Below are 21,047 nucleotides of genomic sequence, written 5' to 3' on the forward strand. Positions count from 1 at the left end.
CATTTAGTCTATTAATCAAGAAATTAATAGTGACTTGCATTTATGAAACCCAATCGGCTTCTATGCTAATTATTATCTAAACTAATCGTCGGTTGTGCATCTTGCTCAGAGATTAGGGCAACCAACAAATTATTTATCAATTGAACCTTTTGCTTGCCATCTAATTGTAAGCTTTTGTTTTTTTCAAAATGAGCTATTACTTCCTCGACAATTCCTATTGCATTTTGCACTATATGCCTTCTTGCCGAAGTGATAGCATGTGCTTGTTGACGCCTTAACATTGCTTGTGCAATCTCGGACGAATACGCCAAATGCGATATTCTTGCTTCTGTAATCTCAATTCCTGCAATATCTAATCTTTGTTGTAACATTGACCGCAATTCATCTGAAATTTTATCAGAATTTTTACGTAAAGATTCCTCATTGCTCTCGCTGTCATACGGATAATTGCTCGCCAATTCTCTAATTACCGAGTCACTTTGTACAAAAACAAATTCGTGATAGTTGTTAACATTATAATACGCCTTTGCAGGACTGCTCACTCTCCAAACAATTACTGCAGAAATCTCTATTGGACTTCCATTTGCATCATTAACTTTTATTTTTTCTGTGTTAATATTCTGAAATTTTAGGGAAACTATATATTTGCTTGAAAAGGGAAGCGTTACACATATTCCAGACTTAAAATAAGTTCCAATATAATGACCAAAAAATTCTATCACTCTTGCTTCATTAGGGTCATTAATAAAAAATCCTTGAAGAAAAGTCAAAATTGAAACGGCAGCAACTCCAAGTGCAATTGTGCTGTCATATGCCAAAAAAAGCAGCGATAAAATTAATCCTAGCGCTATTAGTACAGGAAAAGCCCGAATTTGACTCAAATTTCTATCGTTTATCGTATTCTTATCCATATTGTCTTTAAACTTCTTTTTCACTTGAACTCTCTCTGTTGATCGTTTTATTTATCTTATTTACAAATAGTTTAAACTCTCTTAATTCATGATCAGGCAATTTTACTTCAGTTTTATGCGCTATCGTAAGCGGATCGATGTGTTTGCCGTTATATATAACTTCGTAATGTAAATGAGGGCCTGTTGCAACACCAGTGCTACCAACATAGGCGATGACCTGCCCCTGCTTTACTTTAGAGCCTAACTTTATATCGCCACTAAATCTACTTATATGCGCGTAACAGGTTGAATATTCATTTTTGTGTTTTATTTTGATGTAATTTCCATAGCCACCATTCTTTCCTATATATTCTATCACACCCTCTGCAGCAGCGTATATGGGAGTGCCAAGTTTAGCTGCATAATCCACTCCTTTGTGAAAAGCAATTTTACCGCGAACAGGATGCTTTCTATTGCCAAATTTTGAGGATATGCGATAATCTCCATTTAAAGGATTTGCAAAAATTTCGCCATTTTTTAAGCTTATTCCTTCTTTATTAAAATACCTTTCTTTGCCGTCTTGCGATTTATAATGATATAAACTAATAGCTTTCTTGTTTATTGTCAGTGAAGCATATAAAATTTTTTCTTCAGTCTTCTGATTATTAGGCAATCTCTCAAAAAGAACCTCCAATTTACTCTTCGGCACAATGTCTTTTTTAAAATCAACACCGAAATCTTTATATATGTTGATCAATTTCACCACTGTATTTGGCGCCAACCCTTCCGTGGCAAAAAAGGAAGATTTTATGGTACTGGATATGAATAACAACTTTCTATCACTTTCTGTCGTCAAAGTAGCTTTTTTTTTTCTGATTCCATGCTGGAATGGCTGTGCAAGATCTGTTGATGTTTCAGCGGTATATAACGGTAAGATAAAGAGCAGCATAAATACAATCAGCTTCATCATTTAAACAGCATCAACAAAAGTAAAATTACCTTCCACATACTGTACATCATCATTATCTTCTAATTCTTCAACCAATGCAGATAATTTATCAATCAACTCTTTATCGCTAATTTCAATCAGATCTTTTGGCTGCCATGAAAGACGAGCAAGTTCTGGTTCTCCGAATTTTGCATAAAAGGCATCGCGTACTTTACCAAAATCTTTTATTTCACAAGTTATAACGTGTAATCCTTCTTTGTCATTTTCCTCAATATTCAATACTTCTAATTCGATTCCATGACTGAATAAATCATCAAAATTCACACCCTCTGCTTTATAGACAATTAAACCTACATGATCAAAAAGGTAACTAACACTTCCTGTTTCTCCCAAGTTTCCACCCTTGCGAGAAAATATATAACGTACCTCAGAAGCAGTACGGTTGCGGTTATTAGTCAAGGCATGGACAATGAGTGCAGTACCAGAAGGCCCATGACCTTCATATTGTATTTCCTCGTAATTTTCTCCAGCAATGTTACCAGTTGCATTTTTTATTGCTGTTTCTATTTTATCTTTTGGTAGATTTTCCTTGCGTGCAGCAAATATAGCAGAGCGAAGGCGCGGGTTGAGTTCGGGCAGCCCTTGCTTTGCAGCAACTGTTATTTCTCTAATCATCTTCGTAAATTTTTGAGAGCGCTTTGCATCCTGAGCGCCTTTCCGATGTTTTATATTTGAAAATTGTGAATGACCAGCCATATTCAAATAGTTAAAAACCTAATTATATATCAAAGCATAGAAAAAGCTAAAGCAAATTTTCAAGCCTCTGGCTTGGCATCTTGCAGGTTTTCTGCTAATAACATACTTTCATACTGCTCAGCTTCTAAGTCAAGGCCAAGAGCTGAATGGGCTGCTATTAAATGGTTAATAGACTTAGAAAAATATTTAGAATCCTTATAGCTTGCCATATTCTGGAAACGCTTAATTGCTGCTAAATATTCACCACGCCTCAGGTAAAATTTACCGATAGAATACTCTTTTGTTGATATATGTTCTGTGATTAATTTTGCTCTTTCCTTTATCTCGTCTACATATTCGCTGCCTGGAAAGAGATTAATGTACTCAGTGGCTAGCTCTAAAGTTTTATATGCAGTTTGCTGTCCAAGTTGCACTTTATTAATTTGCATGTAATAAGATAATACTCTTAAGTAGTATACATATGGTAAATCTTCACCATTTGAATAAACATATATATAATCATCCATATCACTTGCAGCACTGCTATAGTTACCCATATTATAGTGAGAGACCCCAGATAATAATTTTGCTTTCATTGCCCAATAAGAAAAAGGATACAAATCCTCTATCTTATGAAATGCCCTAATAGCTTGTTTATATTTTTTCTGGTCAAAAAGTTCAACTGCTTCTTCATATAGTTCAGTTTCAGTTTTTTCAAGATCATCCGCATACGATTGTGTAAAGGAGCAAATTAGGAAAATAAAGCACGTGATTAAAGTCTTATACATAAGATTTTTTTCGATCAAAATAAAGTATAGACCTAAATATTACTTAAATAAATAAATTTCTTAGGCAACAGCCGGTCCTTCTTCTTTATAACTACGGTCAGAACTACCTGCATTTCTTGATTCACCTCGTCCTTCCACTTTTGGATCTTTCAGCGTCTTACTGTAGGAATGTATAGTTAAGACCTGTACAGCCATAAAAATTGCAATACCTACCAAGCCTAAAGTAGGTCCAACAGCAGGATTTAAGGACGATGCTAATGCTATTAACATTATCCTTCTTATTAAAAATACAGAAGAACCAGCAAGCGCCAATCCGGCTACAGATATATTGCTAGTTTTCTTGCTAGATTTCTCATCAAGATCAGACTTTTCTGTTTCCTTTTTCTTATTTTTTTCATGCTTATCAATATAAGAAACAAGAGTTGCAAGAAAAGCAATTGCATTGGCAAGAAATAAAATTGCATCCTCTGCTGCTTCAAGTGAAGATGTTTCACCCATTATCATACCTACAATAACCAGTGCAGTTGTTATAGCCTCAATATAGATCAAACACTGACCTATATCAGAAATATTGTGCTCTTTTTCCTTTACTTCCTCTCCATTTTCAATAATCTCCAACTCTCGTTCTTTTTGTGCTATCTTCCTATTATTGTAAATTAAATATAGCGTACAAATAAGAGATAAGACTGTAAAAGGTAATATAGTGTGGCTTAGCGCGCCACTTATCACGCCAAGTAATACCTGATCGCTATATGTTTTTTCCAGTTCAATCGCCATCAGCAATGTAAATGGGACCATTGTTGCCAATGATGCACATTTTCTATATAGCTCTCTTTTTTTTAGTGCTAATAGTTCTTGTTCTAGCCTTTCTCTTTTGACTTCTTTATCAACTGTTGGCCAAAAATCCCAAAAAAACTCTTCTAATGGTTCAAAATCTCTTTTTTTCTTATTCTTTCCTGGAACCTTTTTAGTAGAAGAAAATTTGCCACTAGGTATTTTCATAATATTAACCTAATTAGTTGTAAGTTAATATAATTATACACCTTTTTGCTTTCTGAGTCAATATCACTAAGATATTAACTACTCTTGTCTATTAACTATTTCCTAGGAGATTTAATCAATCTATTTGATGCCGGCTAGGATATAATTATAGCCTGACCACATAGTTATAATAGCTGCAACCCATAAACAAATCGCACCTGTATATTGAATCATATAATAATCGTTCATTATTAGCGCTACTACAGCAACCATCTGCAAAAATGTTTTAATTTTTCCAGCTTTGCTTACAGGTAGACTAACATTTGTAGCTATCAGAAACTCCCGTAAACCCGAGACTAATATCTCCCGACAGATGATGATAATCGATGGTACTATTGTAAAATCATTTATCTTATGCTTATAAACTAGCATAATTATCGTTGAAACCACTATTAATTTGTCAGCAATTGGATCAAATAGCTTGCCAAACTTTGATTGGACTTTCCACGCACGCGCCAGGTAACCATCAAAAAAATCCGTAATGCACGCAAACACAAAGATTGATATTGTTATCAGGCCTGCATATTTATTTTCTATATAAAAACTTAATATTATTGCTGGTATTGCAAGTGCACGAGAAATTGTAAGCAAATTAGGCACGTTTTTTTTAAGCATGTAATATCATCTTACGTAATAGGTAAACTTATACAGAAGTACAACAGAGTTCACAAGTTAATAATTTACAATTGAACATTTATAAAAACTCCATATACTTAAAAAATACAAGCTTAAAATATAAGGATGTAATGATGAACGATGATTTAGATAGTACCACAAAACAAGAAGCGCTTAAGTATCACAGCAGAGGTGGTAACCCTGGTAAAATTTCAATCATGCCAACAAAACCTTTATCTACCCAGTATGATTTGTCACTTGCTTATTCCCCTGGTGTTGCAGCTCCGTGCCTTGAAATAGCTAAAAATCCTGAGGTTGTTTATGATTATACAGCAAAAAGCAACTGTGTTGCTGTCATTTCAAATGGCACTGCAGTGCTTGGACTTGGTAATATCGGTCCTCTTGCTGCAAAACCTGTCATGGAAGGCAAAGCTGTTTTATTTAAGCGTTTTGCTGATATTGATGCAGTTGATATAGAAGTTGGTACAGAAAATATAGAAGATTTCATCAATGCAGTAAGGTATCTTGGGCCAAGTTGGGGGGGGATAAATTTAGAAGATATAAGATCTCCCGATTGTTTTATAATAGAGAAACGCCTGAATGAACTGATGGATATTCCAGTGTTCCATGATGACCAGCATGGAACTGCGGTGGTTGTTGCAGCTGGCATAGAAAATGCTCTTGATATTGTTGAAAAGAAATTAGAGGACGTTAAGATCATTATGAATGGTGCTGGAGCAGCCGGTATTGCATGTTTAGAAATACTAAAGTCCATGGGCGCTAAAAATATAGTGCTGTGTGATAAGCAAGGAGTAATATACAAAGGTAGAAACGAGGATATGAATGAGTGGAAGGAAAAGTATGCAATTGATACTTCCGAACGTTCTCTACTTGATACAATAAAAGGCGCTGATGTATTCATCGGACTATCTGCAAAAGATGTGTTAAATGAAGAGATGTTAAAGAGTATGGGCAAAGACCCGATTATTTTTGCTCTTGCCAATCCCGATCCAGAAGTAAGGCCTGAGTTTGCAAAATCTGTGAGGCCAGATGCAATAATTGCAACTGGTAGGTCAGATTACAACAACCAAGTCAACAACGTAATGGGTTTTCCTTATATATTTAGAGGGGCACTTGATGTACATGCAACAACAATAAATGATGAAATGAAAATTGCAGCTGCAGATGCAATAGCAAAGCTTGCCCGTGAGCCAGTACCAGGTGAGATATCTGCAGTCTATGGCGGTCGTAAAATGGGCTATGGACGTGAATATATAATACCTACTCCATTTGACCCAAGATTAATTTCTATAGTAGCTCCTGCTGTTGCAAAAGCCGCAGTTGATTCAGGTGTTGCAAGAAAGGCAATACAAGATTGGAGTAAATATGAAAATCAATTAAAATCTCGTCTTTCTAATGTTCTCAGCACGCTGAATTTACTATCTTCACATATGTAATTTATTGGATAAAGTTAAAAGTGATAAACCAACCCAAACTCTAAGCCATATATGCCAAACCTATTGGTAATGGTTGCAGTTGTTGATTCAACACGTGCAGTTTCATCAACTTTACTTCCTCCACCGGCAGGAATATATCCTTCACCAGCTAGTATCTTTATTCCTGGTACAATATCTTTAAATTGGTTATCAAGGATACCAAAATAGCGTAAACCAGCAAATGCTTGAGTTTGTGCTGTAAGTTGGTGATTGATACCAAGTTTTGCTTGGTAAGCCAAGGCATATCTGGTTTTTCCTAGAAATTTAACCCTAGTTACACCTGCACCAATACCAACATATGGGGTGAATGGCATTTTTGCTATATTAAAATCACGATATACATTGACCATTCCAGCTAAGTTATTAAAACCTTCATTTTTCATCTTAAATGCAGCTCTGAACTCTGCTTCAACACTACAATTTTCTTGAATGTGAATATCAACCTTTCCACTTCTCCAAGGTGAATTGCATTCCGCTCCAGTAGACGCATCATTGTGACGACGAAGTTCAATATATCTTGCTTTTTTCTTATCTGAATAATCTTCATCATATAAGTTAGTCTGAGAATATAAGCCTTCAAACTCAACTCTCATATTTTTGAATAAATACCCTATTGCAGCACTACCGGCAAACCCTGGAACATATTTAGGACTGTATCCAGCTTCAATTCGCTCCTTCTTATTAAAACTAAAAACCCCCTCTGTTATATTGTCACCTGCATCTTCTTTTCCTTCTAGAGAACCTATTGCATTGAAGAATGCTCCAAAATAGTTAGCTTTGATGTAAACATTCTCTAAGTTATTTATTTTATCATCGTAAGATAAGCACCTAAATGAAAAAGTTAGCAAAACCAATAGATATGTGAATTTAAATCTTTCGCCCACCACAAAGCCTCCCTGCATAATTTGTCATTCCATTATTATAGTATGCTTCTATTTTTTATGATAGCAACTTTTTATTGCGCTCAATCGTTTTAGATTTATAATGAAAGTATTGTAATTTAAAGCAAATCAATGACTATTGCAATTCACGAATTAGAGAGGATCATCAAACAATCGTTCCCCGACGCTGATATAAAGATTCATGATCTTGCTGGAGATGATGACCATTATCATTTAAAAATAAACTCCAAGTGTTTTCTTGGAAAGACAAAAATAGAACAGCATAAAATGGTATATAAAGCTCTGGAAGGTCAGTCTATACACGCCTTGCAACTGGAAACTAATACTTAAAAATAAGGTGAATTTATGAGCAATTTTGAACAAATAAAAAAAGATATAACAGAAAATGATGTGGTATTGTATATGAAAGGCACTTCTGATTTTCCTCAATGCGGATTCTCTGGACTCGTCGTGTCAATCCTAAAAAAATTGAACGTGAAGTTTAAGTATATTAACGTGTTGGAGAATGATGAAATACGTGAATCTATAAAAAAGTTTTCTGATTGGCCAACAATTCCACAATTATATATAAAGGAAGAGTTTATTGGTGGTTGCGACATCACTCGCGAGATGTACGAAAAAGGCGAACTGCAAAGTTTATTGAAGGAAAAAAAAATTATTGCGGAATAAGTACCAAGAAACCAGTGCCCAGACGCTGGATAACGTAGTATAGCTATGAAAAAGGATCTTATGTCTTAAACCGTATCCGTTCAGGGGAGCGGCAAAATAAGGTAGACAAAGCAAGATAATAATGTTGATGTTAACACTATTGTCAAGTTTACTGGCCTTTCTATTAGTGAGATTGAAGAATTAAGTGTGAGCGGTTACAAATAATTTACCATTTCTTCTGGTTTCACTATCCTTTCAAACTCTTCCTCAGTGAGCAGTTGAAGTTTTGCTGCTGCTTCTTTTAGAGTGATATTTTCTTTATAAGCAAGCTTCGCTATTTTTGCTGCATTGTCGTACCCTATATGCGTATTTAATATAGTGACCAACATCAACGACTGATTCAGTAAATCTTTTATCCTCTCTTCATTTGCTTTAATACCAATTACACATTTTTCTGTAAAATTTAAACTTGCATCAGCTAAAAGTCTTATAGACTGCAAAACATTGTAAATTATCACTGGCTTAAACACATTCAATTCAAAATGACCGTTTGAACCACTAATGGTTACAGCAACATGATTTCCCATAACTTGAGTGCATACCATAGTCACCGCTTCACACTGAGTTGGATTCACTTTACCTGGCATAATTGAAGAACCAGGCTCATTTTCCGGTAACATTATTTCCCCAATTCCGCATCTTGGACCAGAACCAAGCAACCTTATATCATTTGCAATTTTCATTAAACTGACTGCTACTGTATTGAGTGTTCCACTGAGCTCAACTAAAGCATCATTTGCTGCTAGCGCTTCAAATTTATTGCCTGCTGAAGTAAATGGAAGGTTAGTAATTCCTGCAACTTGCTTTGCAAAATCTTCAGCAAAACCCTTTTTAGTATTGAGTCCCGTGCCAACCGCAGTGCCACCTTGTGCAAGCTCACATATATCACTTAAAGTTGATTTTACTCTCTCTATCCCCTTTTTAATCTGGACTGCATAGCCAGAGAACTCCTGTCCTAGTGTTAGGGGCGTTGCATCTTGCAGATGAGTACGTCCTACTTTTATTATATCTTTAAATTCCTGAACCTTATTATCCAGCACCTTATGCAATTTTTCAAGATTTGGAATAAGCAAGCAGTTTATTTGCTCTGCTGCTGCTATATGCATTGCTGTTGGAAAGGTGTCATTTGACGACTGACCATAATTCACATGATCATTTGGATGTATTGGAGATTTACTACCCAAATTACCACCTAAAATCTCTATTGCACGATTGCTGATCACTTCATTCATATTCATATTAGTCTGCGTTCCGGATCCGGTTTGCCAAACAACAAGCGGAAATTCATTATTAAATTTGCCATCTATTACTTCCCTCGCGGCTGTGCAAATTGCGTCCCCTACCCTATCATCTATAACACCATGTTTCATATTAACACGCGCTGCTGCAAGTTTTACTATTGCTAATGCTTTAATCAGAGGCTCTGGCATTTTTTCTGTGCCAATCTTAAAATTTTCTAAAGAACGCTGAGTCTGTGCTCCCCAGTAATGTTCACTTGGTACTTTTACTTCCCCTAAGCTGTCTGATTCTATTCTCGTCTTTCTATCCATATTTTCCTCCTGGTGTTATGCAAACTGGTTCACTACATAATTTTTTCATGCCTACTTCTTGGTTAATTAAATCATACTAGATCCAAGTAGTCAAGTGTACGAACATTGCAATTTTCAGTTAACTTGCATGGTAGATGCAAGTAGCTGACACTGATTCACTTTATGATGGTGTCATTCCAGTCTGGAATCCAGCCTTTTCATAATCATCAAAACGTTGTATTTTAACATAAAACGGCTACTTTTATGCTTACCAACTTAATAAAATTCCTGGATCCCAGTGTCTGGGCACTGGGATGACACCCTTCTGGTGGACTCAAATCACGATGTTTGCACAGCTGTACGCTTAGTTCTGGTTGCACGCTACCATTCTTGTACATCCATAAATAGAAAATTTACGCTTTAAAAGGATCATATACATCGATTTCCTTAGAATTACTCTTTTTCAATTTTTCACTTAATAATCTTAAAATAGGCTGTAAATCACCATTAATTGATAAGCACAGCACTTCTTTATTGAGATAATTAGCTAGGTGATTCTTCTTTTCCAGAATTTCTGCTTCCCTCAATAAGTCGCATTTGTTTAATACTACAATCTCTTCTTTTTCAACAAGATCACTATTGTAAAGTTCCAATTCATTATGGATACAACTATAAGCCGAAACAACGTCATCGTGAGTTACATCGATTAAATGAAGTAAAATTTGACACCTTTCTATGTGCTTTAAAAATTTATGCCCGAGCCCAACTCCAAGGTGAGCATCAGTAATTATTCCAGGAATATCTGCTATTACAACTTCGCTATCATCCACTTTTACCATGCCTAAATGAGGTCTTACGGTGGTAAATGGATAATCGCCTACTTTTGTATCGGAATTTGAGCAGCGAGTCAAAAATTTTGATTTACCTGCGTTTGGCATGCCAATAATTCCAACATCTGATAAAACTTTTAGTTTTAATAATACATGTTTTTCTTCGCCAGGCTGACCGTAAGTAAAATGTCTTGGTGCCTTATTAGTAGAAGATTTAAAATTAGTATTTCCAAGTCCACCTTTTCCACCCTGTGCTACTTGAAATTCCATACCAGGCTTGTCAAGGTCTACTATTATCTCTTCACTTTCTTCATCAATTATTTGTGCACCGACTGGAACTTTAAGTATAACGTCTTTCCCTGCTGTGCCAGATCTATCCCTGCCTGCACCATTTTTTCCACTATCTGCTTTAATGTGTCTTCTATAACGAAAATGAAGCAAAGTGTTGAGATTAGCGTCGCTGATGAAAACTATGTTTCCACCCTTTCCTCCATTACCACCATTTGGACCACCAAATTCAACGAACTTTTCTCGACGAAAACTTGCACAGCCATCACCACCGTCACCAGCTTTTAAACACAATTTTACTTCGTCTATAAAACCCATGCTAACCCACGATAATATTTAGCATCCTTTCCTAATGCGCTTTCTATTCTGATTAGCTCGTTATACTTCGCGAGTCTATCAGAACGCGATAGCGACCCGGTTTTTATTTGCCCGCAATTTGATGCAACTGCTATGTGGGATATTGTTGTGTCTTCTGTTTCACCTGAGCGATGAGAAATAACAGCTTTATAGCCATTTGATTTTGCCATTTCAATAGCAGCAAAAGTTTCTGTTAACGTCCCTATTTGATTTGGCTTGATCAGTACAGCATTTGCCATTTTTTCCTCTATTCCTTTGCATATCAGTTCACAATTTGTAACAAACAAATCATCCCCAACCAATTGAATTTTACTCCCCAATTTTGCAGTAAGTAATTTCCAACCTTCATAGTCGTCTTCACTCATTGCATCTTCTATAGAAATTATTGGATATCTTTCCACAAGATTACAATAATATTCAGTCAACTCTTCTGAAGTAAGATCTCTGTGTTCAAATTTGTAAATTCCATCTTCACAAAAAGTAGATGAAGCAACATCAAGGCCTAGTGCAAAATCACTTTGCGCTGAATAACCTGCTGATTCTATAGCGTATATGATCAAATCAAGTGCTTCTTCAGTACTTTCAATATTTGGTGCAAAACCACCTTCATCCCCTACATTTGTGCTATAACCTTTTTTCTTAAGAATGCTACGTAAGTTGTGGAATACCTCCGCAGATATTCTAATCGCTTCGCTGAAAGTCTCAGCACCGACCGGAAGAATCATGAATTCTTGGAAATCGAGCTTATTGTCTGCATGTACTCCACCATTAATTATGTTAATGAGTGGAACCGGCATAACACTCGTCTGCTTTCCTCCCAAATATCTATATAGCGGCATTTTGAAACTGTTTGCTGCTGCTTTTGCAACTGCAAGAGACACACCCAAAGTTGCATTTGCTCCAAGTTTTGATTTGTTTTTTGTTCCATCCAGTTCAATTAATGCTTTATCAATTGCATTTTGGTCCGCTGCATTCATTCCAATGATTTCATCTGCTATTATCCCATTTACAGCTTGAACAGCTTTCAGCACTCCCTTACCACAATACCTTTTCTCATCTTGGTCCCTGAGTTCCAAGGCTTCTAATTTACCGGTTGAAGCTCCAGAAGGTACAGATGCCCTGCCTATTGCACCATCACAGAGCTCAATTTCTACCTCAATAGTGGGGTAACCCCTGCTATCTAAAATTTCTCTTGCAAATACGTTATTGATTATCTTATTCATTACATTAAACCTTAACTTCCGCAATAAGTGCTGCAGTTTCCTTTGCCAATTTAGCTATATTACTACCAGCACCAATAAATAATACTATATCACTTGGACTTGTCGAATCACTAATAAAATGTGAAATGAGCAAAGCATCATTCATAATTTTTGTGTTATTAAATCCATTACTGATTAAAGCTTTTTGTATATCATCAATCCCACAACCAGGAATAGGCTTGTCTTCTGGGGGATGAACAGGAGTGAGGATGACATAATCAAACATCATGAAAATTCGTATGAATTCATCAAAAAAATTACGAATGCGGGCAAAACGAAGTGGTTCGATAATTCCTATTACTTTTCCTTTAGTAATCGAACGTGCAGCCGTTAAAGTTGCATATATTTCATTTGGATGATGGGCATAATCCTCAATTAACTTAACACCTTTAATATCGGCAATCAAAGAGAATCTTCTTGCTACTCCTTGAAATTCCAAAAGGCCTTTTTTAATATCTGCATCGCTAATTCCGAGCTTTATCGCAACTGATATTGCAGCTAGGGCGTTGCTTACTTTGTGAATTCCAATTGCATTTGATAGTACTATGTTTTTTAAAGGGCTGGATCCCAGTGTCACGCACTGGGATGACATCTCTGTACACTTTCCTTTTGTCATTCCAGCACGTAATGCTGGAATCCAGTTGTTCAACACATCAAATTCTATGCTGTTAGCATGCTGTTTAATGTTGCTGGCTCTTATGCTACCATTCTCAAACCCAAACGTTATAGAATTACCCGCATCATAATCGATGTCTACAGAATCAGGTAAAACTGCAGAACCTGCATTATTCACGAATTGGGAAAATGCATTTTTGATATTATCAAATGTGCCGTAATAATCTATGTGGTCATTGTTGATACTTGTTATGACAGCAATCTTTGCAGGGATTTTTAGCATAGTTCCATCAGACTCATCAGCCTCGATCAGAAAAGTGTCACTCCCTCCAAGTTTGAAGTTGCTCTTATAGGAATTTAATATCCCTCCTACAGTTACAGTCGCATCAATGCCAGAATGATCAAAAATGGAAGCAATCATAGCGGTTGTTGTTGTCTTTCCGCTTGAACCTGAAACCGCTATCACATATTTACCTTTCATAATTTCAGCAAGTATGTCTGATCTATGCAAAACGGTTTTATTGTTATTTTTTGCCGCAATTAACTCCACATTATCAGATTCTATTGCAGAAGAATGTACAACTATTTGAGCTTGGCTTATATTATTAGCATTGTGACCAATAAAAACCTCTATACCTAGCTTTTGTAACTTATTTATATTGTCGTTTGATTGTGCATCACTGCCTTGAACTTTGCAATTGGAATTGTGAAGAATTTCAGCAATGGCACTCATTCCGATTCCACCTATACCAATAATATGTATTATTCCTTTTTGAGTTTTGTTAATATTTAGCAGTAGATGTTTACTCATTACTAAATTTATTATAGTATAATTTAAAATCCTCATAGTATCGAACCCTCTTACCGAATACAATGATAAAAAACCTAACCTTTCTATGTCTAATATTTGTTTTGATAAGTAGCTGCAGTTTTAGCAACAGGTTTAACTGCACTGCAGGTCATTATAAAATTGGCAGCAGCTACACAATAAATGGTATAACTTATTATCCAAAAAACTGTAAGCACTATGAAGAGATAGGGATAGCATCGTGGTATGGAATAGAAGATCATGGCACACTTACAGCAAATGGTGAAGCGTTTAACCGTCACTTGATCTCTGCAGCGCATAAGACTTTGCCCTTACCCTGCTTTGTTCTTGTCACTAATTTAGAAAATGGAAGAAAGCTTGTTACAAGGGTTAACGATAGAGGACCATTTATTGAAGGCAGAATAATAGACTTATCAGAAAAAGCAGCTCAAGTCTTAGGATTTCATAAATCTGGGCTTGCAAAAGTAAAAGTTCAATACCTAAGAAAGATGTCAGAACAATTGATACAAAATACTCCTCATTACAGAAAGCAATATGAAAAAGAAATGCAGAAACGTCATCCGAAACAAGACAGTGCAGAAAGTAAGGGATATGTTGCATTTTTTAAAAGTGCTCAGGCTGCTAAATCAGCTGCATCAAAGCTTCGCAATCAAGGAATAAAAAATGTTAGATTGCTTTTTAAGAACGATCAATATTGCGTGAAAGTGAGTTATAGGTAGTGGTGAGTGCAGAATTTGAAAGATTTGGTTAATGTAAGGAACGCTGGCTAACTATTGTAAGTTAAAAATGTGATATAAAAAAGATATCAACAATTTATAGCTATACCACCGCGATATCTCTTAGCCGCTAACACGTAGCGGAATGACGAGCTTATCGTCACGCCACCGCTAACCGTCATACCGCGATTTATTCGCGGTATCTCAGCCGCTAACAAGTAGCGAAATGACAGCAATCCTACGTCATGCCGCCGCTAACCGTCATACCGCGATTCATTCGCGGTATCTCAGCCGCTAACAAGTAGCGGGATGACGAGCTTATCGTCATGCCACCGCGAACCGTCATACCGCGATTCATTCGCGGTATCTCAGCCGCTAACAAGTAGCAGAATGACAGCAATCCTACGTCATACCGTCACGGTATCTCTAGATCCCGCTAACAAGTAGCGGGATACTTGACCTTTACAGGAATGACAGTTGTCGTTTAGCTATAAATGTTAAGAAATTTACCAAATAAAAAAAAAGGCAAAGAAACCCTAGGGTAGCTAGTATTCAAATTCTCCCTTGTCTATTTGACGTCTTTTACTGTCTTAAACACTTTATAAGCGCGTTTCGGCTTGTATAGGTAGAAACCTAAAAGTTTTATAAAGACATGAGGTGCACATAGTGCAAAAAATTAAGCATGATTTACGCCAAATACATTAAGTTTTTTGTCATTAATCCACTGCAGAGATTGCGAAGATAAATAAATAGCTTCAGTTTCATGATAAGAGGGCTGGCGGAGTTTGTCAAGTAAGTTTTTCGTTTCATCCAATGCGCTGCCAAAAGTTTGTTATGCAAGAATGCACTAGCCATTTCTCACAGATTCATTTAAACTTAATCAAGTAGGAGTATTATTAACGCGAAAAGAGTTTAATTAGAGATTTAAGTGATATGGCGCGTGAGGAAGATATAAACCAATTAGTAGAAAATGGATTTGATATTAACTCAAAAGATGCAAGTGGAATCACTCTCTTGCATAAGTTCACAAAAGAAGGCGATTTAGTTGGAGTAAAGTCATTACTAGAGCACGAAGCTGATTTCAATGTCGTAGACAACGAAAATAGAAACCCTCTGCATTACGCCATTATGCATGGACACAAGAAAGTTGCTAAACTTTTTGTTAACCAACTGACAATTAATTCCAAGGATAAAAATGGATTCACTCCACTGCACCTTGCTGCACTACAAGATGACACGGAATTAATAGATTTTTTGATAACAAAAGGCGCAAAAATTAATGAAAAAGATGCCAAAGAGGGCTATACTCCTCTTCATATAGCTTCACTATACGGTTCTAAAAAAAGCGTCCAAATTTTAATTGATAGCGGAGCAAATCTCGAATGTGAAGATAACAATTTTCGTACTCCTTTGTTTTTAACCATTTATCAATGCACCGCACATTATGATAGCAGAGCAGAAATTATAGAATATCTGATAAAGAAAGGTGCAAATATAGAAGCCAAAGATGCAGAAAATAACACTACGCTTTTCCTAGCAGCGTATAACAACAAAATGCAAATAGTAAAGCTTATTGCAAAAAAACAGCAAGCAAGTAACGATAAAATTAAACTTAAAGAGTTTTTTTGCACAAAAAATAACCATGGTTTTGATGCATTAGATTGCGCTATTGAGCATAATAATAGAAAAATGGTAACATTTCTTGTATCAAAAGGAATAGATGCAAATGATCAAGATTTTAATGGCAACGCCAGGCTGCATAAAGCTAGCCATAATGGTAACACTAAAACAGTTAAGCTCTTATTGAAGCTTAAGGTAAACGTTAATGCTGTTACTAAATGTAACAGAACTCCCTTGCTACTCGCAGTTAAAAAAGGCCATACACAAATTGTGAAAATGTTATTGGAAGTTAGAGCCAATATGAACATTTGTGAGCAACAAGGTTTTGCACCTCTACATCTTGCTGTTCAAAAGGATTATTTTGATATAGCTCAGTTGTTAACAGAAAAAGGTGCAGACCTTAACATTAAGTGCAATAACGGTCATACCGCAATAGATATGTTCATTAGCAAGGCTCATAGCAAAAAAAACATCGAAGAAAATTACAAAAAATTTTGTAGATTTTTGATGCTTTATCTGAAAGAGCTACATAGTAAACACAAAGCCTGTTGTATACTTTCAACCCTAGCTCTAAGCTTAACAATTATAGGCTTACCATTTATTTTCAAGCCTATTATTAAATACAGAGAAAGAAGTACAATATATAAAAAAATTAGGGCTATGCTGGTCTACATTTAAGTACAAGAAGAGTATACAAAAAATACATAGCCAAAGCTAATACACGACAATTATCTGCTCGATGAAAATGAGATTAAATACATTTTTAATATTTTTATAGAAATCTATTAGTATAGATTTTGTATGCTGTTCTAATGGCTATTTTTAAATGCTTAATACTCCTCTTCATTATTTCTTGCACACATCTACCTACCAAGCAATATCCTATTAACATAGACAATTATAAGCACGATTATCCGTTGCAACAATATAACACCTCTTTGGAGATTAATGAACCGGCAATACCAGAAATTATGCCTTTACCAATAGAGTTTCCCGATCTCACAATCAGTAATCAGCTTATTTCTATTAATGTTAGTGAAGAAGTATCAGTAAAGGATTTGCTGATTGAGATAGGAAAACTTTCTGACGTTAACTTGGATATGGACCCAAAAATATCAGGTAATATTATTTTAAAGCTAAAAGATAAGGATATAAACGAAGTAATTCAGAGTATAGCAAATAGCGCCAAACTGCGTTACTCAACAAGTAATGGTGTAATTAGAATTGAGCAGGACTTGCCATACGCACAAAATTATTACGTAGACTTCATCAATATTCAACATTCTGCTCAAAGCAGTTTCGTCATTAATAACAATATTACTAACAGTGATGGAAGTAACGTTGATAGGGACTATAACAATGTTATGAAGTCTCAATACAGTAGTGACTTATGGAATTCATTAGAAAAAGGCTTGAATGCAATAATGGATGTTAACGGGGTGGATGATGGCGAATTCCTTTCATCCAACAGAGAAGCTGGTGTTATTATTTTGAATGCTAGAAAAGATATCCACAAAGCTGTTGAAGAATATATTAATAAGGTTAAGAAGTTAGCGTCTTCTCAAGTAATGATAGAGGCAAAAATAGTTGAAGTTGTGCTAGATGACAAATACCTTTCTGGTATGAACTTAAATGACTTACAAGATGGAACTAAGTCTATAATAAATCAAGATAACTCCATTATTAACCTAGCAATGAACTTTGGTGCAAATGATCTAGGAGATTTAGTAAAAAATTTAGACAAATTTGGCACTTCAACTGTAATTTCAAGCCCCAGAGTACATGCTATAAATAATCAGCAAGCGATGATTTCATTTACTAAAAACCATATTTATTTTACCTCCGATATACAAAAAGATACTAGAAACTCTAATCAGACCTTAATTACCAAGATGAATAGCGTCCCAATAGGTGTTGTGCTAATAATCCACCCAAGCATTAACATTGATACTAGTGAAATATTCATGGATATACATCCAACTTTATCAAGAATTAACGGCTACACTAAAGATCCAGATATAGAGTACGTCGCACAGCAGAGTAAAATGAAATTAAATAGCGACATTCCAATTGTTGAAATCAGAGAAATGAACTCTATGTTAAAAATTAAGAGCGGTGAAATTATGGTAATCGGCGGGCTTATAGAACATAGAGAAGATAAGCAAAGCTTATTGCATCAGAAATCAAAAAGGCTAGCGAATAATATTAGAACAGTAGAAACTGTCATTTTTTTAAAAGCAACAATCGTACCAACATTTGGTTTGTTAGATAGAAAAGATAAGAATTTATATATATATTAAATTATCACTAAAAATTAAATATCAAACCAACTTCAATATTGTGAGTAGATATGTCATCTGCAACAGGTATCGGAACGCTAAAGTAACGATAGCCGAGAAAGGTTTTGATTTCTGGGATTATTGAATAATCAACACCAAGTTTTATTTGATAAGCAAACCAAGGAACATTCAGTGGCATTGAATTTTGGGGTGACCCATTAATCCTTTTTAATCTAAAAACTGTTGGTCCTATACCAAGACCGATGTACGGAGCAAATTGTGTATCCTGAACGCTGGGATTATAATAGAAGTTTAACAAAAACGCAAATATACTTGCTGATTTATCAAATACCGGAGGAGAATTACTATCTTCAATATTGGCTATAGAATACGCGGCTTCAAAATCAATTTTACCATTTTCTCCAGCATAGTAACCTAAAGACATGCTGCTAAACCACTGGAAATCAATTTTACCATCAAATTGCTGTATACTTTTAATTTCATCTGCCACTATATTTTTTATTATAAAACCATAATGACTTTCAACTAAAGTTAGGACTCTTTTTCCTATTTCTTGTATACCCTTTACAAATATTTCTGAATTATCATGGTATACCTTACCACCGTTAGCGCTAACATAAAAATCAAGTTTTTTTGATTTTTCTTTTGTAGGCTCAGCTTGATCTGCAATACGTGACCACATATTTTTCTGATCAGCTACTTGGAAAACAGAAGGTGGACTACTTTCAAGTTCTTGATATTTTATTGGTATTTCTTTTGCAGTAACCTCCTCAGAACGTATCACACTTTTATTATTGTCTGTTTCTAATTTTAAGGGTTGTACTTGCTCAATGTGTGTATCATTACTAATATAAGTAATAAAAAAATAGACACATGAAATGAAAATCAAAAATAAAGTAATAGATATTCTAGTTATCATAAATGAATTCACAATTATCATTTACAGTATAATTACTATATCGTATATTTCTTCAATGTACAAAAATTAAGAAAAAATATTTCCAATTAGATAATTATTTTCCACTCCTTTAACATTAACTTTCACAATACTCTTGGCTTGAGCTTTTGATTCAAGCTTTATTAATGCAAAATTTTCTGCTCTACCGACATTATTTTGCTCAACCAGAACACTTTGCTTAGTGTTGATCAAGGATTGACAAAAACTGCTCATAATTTCTTTATTTACTTCTCTTAAATTTTTTACTCGTTCTTTACGCACATTCTCTGGTACTTGTGGCATTCGTGCAGCAGGTGTATTTTTCCGCTCTGAATATGGAAAAGCATGTAGGTAAACTATATTTGTTTTTTTCAGTAAATCAACTGTATCCTGAAACATTTCATCAGTTTCTGTTGGAAATCCAGCAATAATATCAGCGCCAAATGCTATATTAGGCCTCAAGCTCTTCATTTTATGACAAAATTCTATCACTTGTTCTCTGTTGTGACGACGCTTCATTCTCTTTAGTATTAAATTATTACCAGATTGTAGACTCAAATGTAAATGAGGCATAAGTCTTGACTCATTAGCTATTAAATCCATTAATTCGTCGTCAACTTCAGCAACATCGATAGAGGAAAGTCTTAGCCTCTTCAACTCTGGTATATCCTTTAAAACTCTCCTAATCATTGAACCAAGTGATGGCTTACCCAACAAATCTGTACCAAAGTCAGTAATATCAACCCCTGTAAACACTACTTCTTGATATCCATTTTCTACAAAGATCCTGATTTGCTCTATAATACTGTTTATTGGCACAGATCGATTATTCCCTCTTGCCTCAGTAATTGAACAAAATGTGCAGCTATGATTACAACCATTTTGAATTTCAATAAATGCCCTTGACTTATCTTCAAATCCATTAATTAGAACAGGTTCTACTTGGTTATCACTGACCAAGATTTTATCGTCATTTAGTAAGTAATTTTCAGCTTTTAGCTTATCTTGATTACCGAGCACTTTACTTACACCAGGAATGCTACTGTAAACTTCTGGATCCAACTGAACAGCACAACCAACTACGATAATTTCTTTATTTGGATCATTTTTGTAAATCTTACGTATCTTTTGCTTTACCTGACGTTCTGCTTCGTTTGTCACTGCACAGCTATGCACCACAACAACATTTTCTCTCTTTGCTTTTTTTAATGCTTCTTTGATTAACTCGCTCTCGTAAAAATTTAGACGACAACCAAATGTTATCACTTCATTCATGTTAGTATTTTTTGCTTTAATAGACCTAAATTATATCAAATATCCAAGCAAAGTCTCTTGCATGACTATTTTTTTGTAAATAAATGCTATGCAAGCAGCAGACACTGGGATCTCAACGATTTTCACTCAGACACAGTATCACTCCTTTGCTTATTATAGTCTTTTGACCTTTTTAAGATACAATCCGGATTGGATACTGAGTTGGTGAGTATAAAAGTATAGCTTCTACGTCATACCGCTGTGGTATCTCTTAGCCGCTAACAAGTAGCGGGATGACGATTGTCGGTGAATCTAAGTTACCTTAGCTACATTTCTAGCTGTAACTATAAATGTATGGATTTTTTATCGTGCCATGTTATAATTAA

General features: G+C 35.3%; 19 protein-coding genes. 6 read left to right on the forward strand and 13 right to left on the reverse strand.

The window, feature by feature from the left end:
• Nucleotides 1-65: 65 nt before the first annotated feature.
• From ACICPZ_RS05725 to pgsA, 6 genes are all read right to left on the reverse strand, one after another.
• Nucleotides 66-911, reverse strand: coding sequence for an SPFH domain-containing protein (locus tag ACICPZ_RS05725; protein ID WP_010962624.1), 846 nt, complete (start codon nucleotides 909-911; stop codon nucleotides 66-68).
• A 7-nt stretch (nucleotides 912-918) separates the two neighbouring features.
• On the reverse strand, nucleotides 919-1,857 hold the full coding sequence (locus ACICPZ_RS05730; RefSeq protein ID WP_264374048.1) for a M23 family metallopeptidase: 939 nt from the start codon (nucleotides 1,855-1,857) through the stop codon (nucleotides 919-921).
• Between the two features lie 3 nt (nucleotides 1,858-1,860).
• Complete coding sequence (locus ACICPZ_RS05735; RefSeq protein WP_264373829.1) at nucleotides 1,861-2,595, reverse strand: YebC/PmpR family DNA-binding transcriptional regulator; 735 nt, start codon at nucleotides 2,593-2,595, stop codon at nucleotides 1,861-1,863.
• Between the two features lie 59 nt (nucleotides 2,596-2,654).
• Nucleotides 2,655-3,362 (reverse strand): outer membrane protein assembly factor BamD, encoded by a 708-nt coding sequence (locus ACICPZ_RS05740; RefSeq protein WP_213862790.1) that lies wholly within the window; start codon nucleotides 3,360-3,362, stop codon nucleotides 2,655-2,657.
• 60 nt (nucleotides 3,363-3,422) lie between these two features.
• Nucleotides 3,423-4,364, reverse strand: coding sequence for a hypothetical protein (locus ACICPZ_RS05745; protein ID WP_209472809.1), 942 nt, complete (start codon nucleotides 4,362-4,364; stop codon nucleotides 3,423-3,425).
• A 120-nt stretch (nucleotides 4,365-4,484) separates the two neighbouring features.
• Complete coding sequence (gene pgsA / locus ACICPZ_RS05750) at nucleotides 4,485-5,018, reverse strand: CDP-diacylglycerol--glycerol-3-phosphate 3-phosphatidyltransferase (protein WP_010962629.1); 534 nt, start codon at nucleotides 5,016-5,018, stop codon at nucleotides 4,485-4,487.
• A gap of 134 nt (nucleotides 5,019-5,152) precedes the next feature.
• On the opposite strand from pgsA, the gene ACICPZ_RS05755 reads away from it, so the two are divergent.
• Nucleotides 5,153-6,475, forward strand: a complete 1,323-nt coding sequence (locus ACICPZ_RS05755; RefSeq protein ID WP_077188090.1) for a malic enzyme-like NAD(P)-binding protein — start codon at nucleotides 5,153-5,155, stop codon at nucleotides 6,473-6,475.
• A gap of 14 nt (nucleotides 6,476-6,489) precedes the next feature.
• Here ACICPZ_RS05755 and ACICPZ_RS05760 read toward each other — a convergent pair whose 3' ends face one another.
• Nucleotides 6,490-7,398, reverse strand: coding sequence for a P44/Msp2 family outer membrane protein (locus ACICPZ_RS05760; protein ID WP_233417545.1), 909 nt, complete (start codon nucleotides 7,396-7,398; stop codon nucleotides 6,490-6,492).
• 129 nt (nucleotides 7,399-7,527) lie between these two features.
• On the opposite strand from ACICPZ_RS05760, the gene ACICPZ_RS05765 reads away from it, so the two are divergent.
• Both ACICPZ_RS05765 and grxD read left to right on the forward strand, forming a co-directional pair.
• Nucleotides 7,528-7,746, forward strand: coding sequence for a BolA/IbaG family iron-sulfur metabolism protein (locus ACICPZ_RS05765; RefSeq protein WP_006280012.1), 219 nt, complete (start codon nucleotides 7,528-7,530; stop codon nucleotides 7,744-7,746).
• A gap of 15 nt (nucleotides 7,747-7,761) precedes the next feature.
• Complete coding sequence (gene grxD / locus ACICPZ_RS05770; protein ID WP_006280013.1) at nucleotides 7,762-8,085, forward strand: Grx4 family monothiol glutaredoxin; 324 nt, start codon at nucleotides 7,762-7,764, stop codon at nucleotides 8,083-8,085.
• A gap of 194 nt (nucleotides 8,086-8,279) precedes the next feature.
• On the opposite strand, the gene fumC is transcribed toward grxD, so the two are convergent.
• The 4 genes from fumC to murC form a co-directional block, all read right to left on the reverse strand.
• Entirely contained in the window at nucleotides 8,280-9,674 is a 1,395-nt protein-coding gene (fumC, locus tag ACICPZ_RS05775; protein WP_264373830.1) for a class II fumarate hydratase, read from the reverse strand.
• Nucleotides 9,675-10,066: 392 nt separating this feature from the next.
• Nucleotides 10,067-11,089, reverse strand: coding sequence for an Obg family GTPase CgtA (gene cgtA / locus ACICPZ_RS05780; protein WP_006280016.1), 1,023 nt, complete (start codon nucleotides 11,087-11,089; stop codon nucleotides 10,067-10,069).
• Complete coding sequence (gene eno, locus ACICPZ_RS05785) at nucleotides 11,077-12,351, reverse strand: phosphopyruvate hydratase (RefSeq protein ID WP_395462158.1); 1,275 nt, start codon at nucleotides 12,349-12,351, stop codon at nucleotides 11,077-11,079. Before eno ends, cgtA begins: the two co-directional genes overlap by 13 nt.
• 4 nt (nucleotides 12,352-12,355) lie before the next feature.
• Nucleotides 12,356-13,852, reverse strand: coding sequence for a UDP-N-acetylmuramate--L-alanine ligase (gene murC / locus ACICPZ_RS05790; protein WP_038250394.1), 1,497 nt, complete (start codon nucleotides 13,850-13,852; stop codon nucleotides 12,356-12,358).
• A 26-nt stretch (nucleotides 13,853-13,878) separates the two neighbouring features.
• On the opposite strand from murC, the gene ACICPZ_RS05795 reads away from it, so the two are divergent.
• From ACICPZ_RS05795 to ACICPZ_RS05805, 3 genes are all read left to right on the forward strand, one after another.
• Nucleotides 13,879-14,553 carry a septal ring lytic transglycosylase RlpA family protein gene (locus ACICPZ_RS05795; protein WP_010082236.1) on the forward strand — a complete coding sequence of 225 codons (675 nt, stop codon included), beginning with the start codon at nucleotides 13,879-13,881 and terminating at the stop codon, nucleotides 14,551-14,553.
• 930 nt (nucleotides 14,554-15,483) lie between these two features.
• Complete coding sequence (locus ACICPZ_RS05800) at nucleotides 15,484-16,848, forward strand: ankyrin repeat domain-containing protein (protein ID WP_264373838.1); 1,365 nt, start codon at nucleotides 15,484-15,486, stop codon at nucleotides 16,846-16,848.
• Nucleotides 16,849-16,982: 134 nt separating this feature from the next.
• Nucleotides 16,983-18,470, forward strand: coding sequence for a type II secretion system protein GspD (locus ACICPZ_RS05805; RefSeq protein WP_015588942.1), 1,488 nt, complete (start codon nucleotides 16,983-16,985; stop codon nucleotides 18,468-18,470).
• A 7-nt stretch (nucleotides 18,471-18,477) separates the two neighbouring features.
• On the opposite strand, the gene ACICPZ_RS05810 is transcribed toward ACICPZ_RS05805, so the two are convergent.
• Both ACICPZ_RS05810 and mtaB read right to left on the reverse strand, forming a co-directional pair.
• Nucleotides 18,478-19,389: an outer membrane protein gene (locus tag ACICPZ_RS05810; protein ID WP_070357048.1), complete on the reverse strand. Its 912-nt coding sequence runs from the start codon at nucleotides 19,387-19,389 to the stop codon at nucleotides 18,478-18,480.
• A 66-nt stretch (nucleotides 19,390-19,455) separates the two neighbouring features.
• Nucleotides 19,456-20,682 (reverse strand): tRNA (N(6)-L-threonylcarbamoyladenosine(37)-C(2))-methylthiotransferase MtaB, encoded by a 1,227-nt coding sequence (gene mtaB, locus ACICPZ_RS05815; protein ID WP_010082135.1) that lies wholly within the window; start codon nucleotides 20,680-20,682, stop codon nucleotides 19,456-19,458.
• Between the last annotated feature and the right edge of the window lie 365 nt (nucleotides 20,683-21,047).

The organism is Wolbachia endosymbiont (group A) of Melitta haemorrhoidalis, from assembly GCF_964273365.1.
In the GTDB taxonomy this organism is placed as follows: Bacteria; Pseudomonadota; Alphaproteobacteria; order Rickettsiales; family Anaplasmataceae; genus Wolbachia; species Wolbachia pipientis.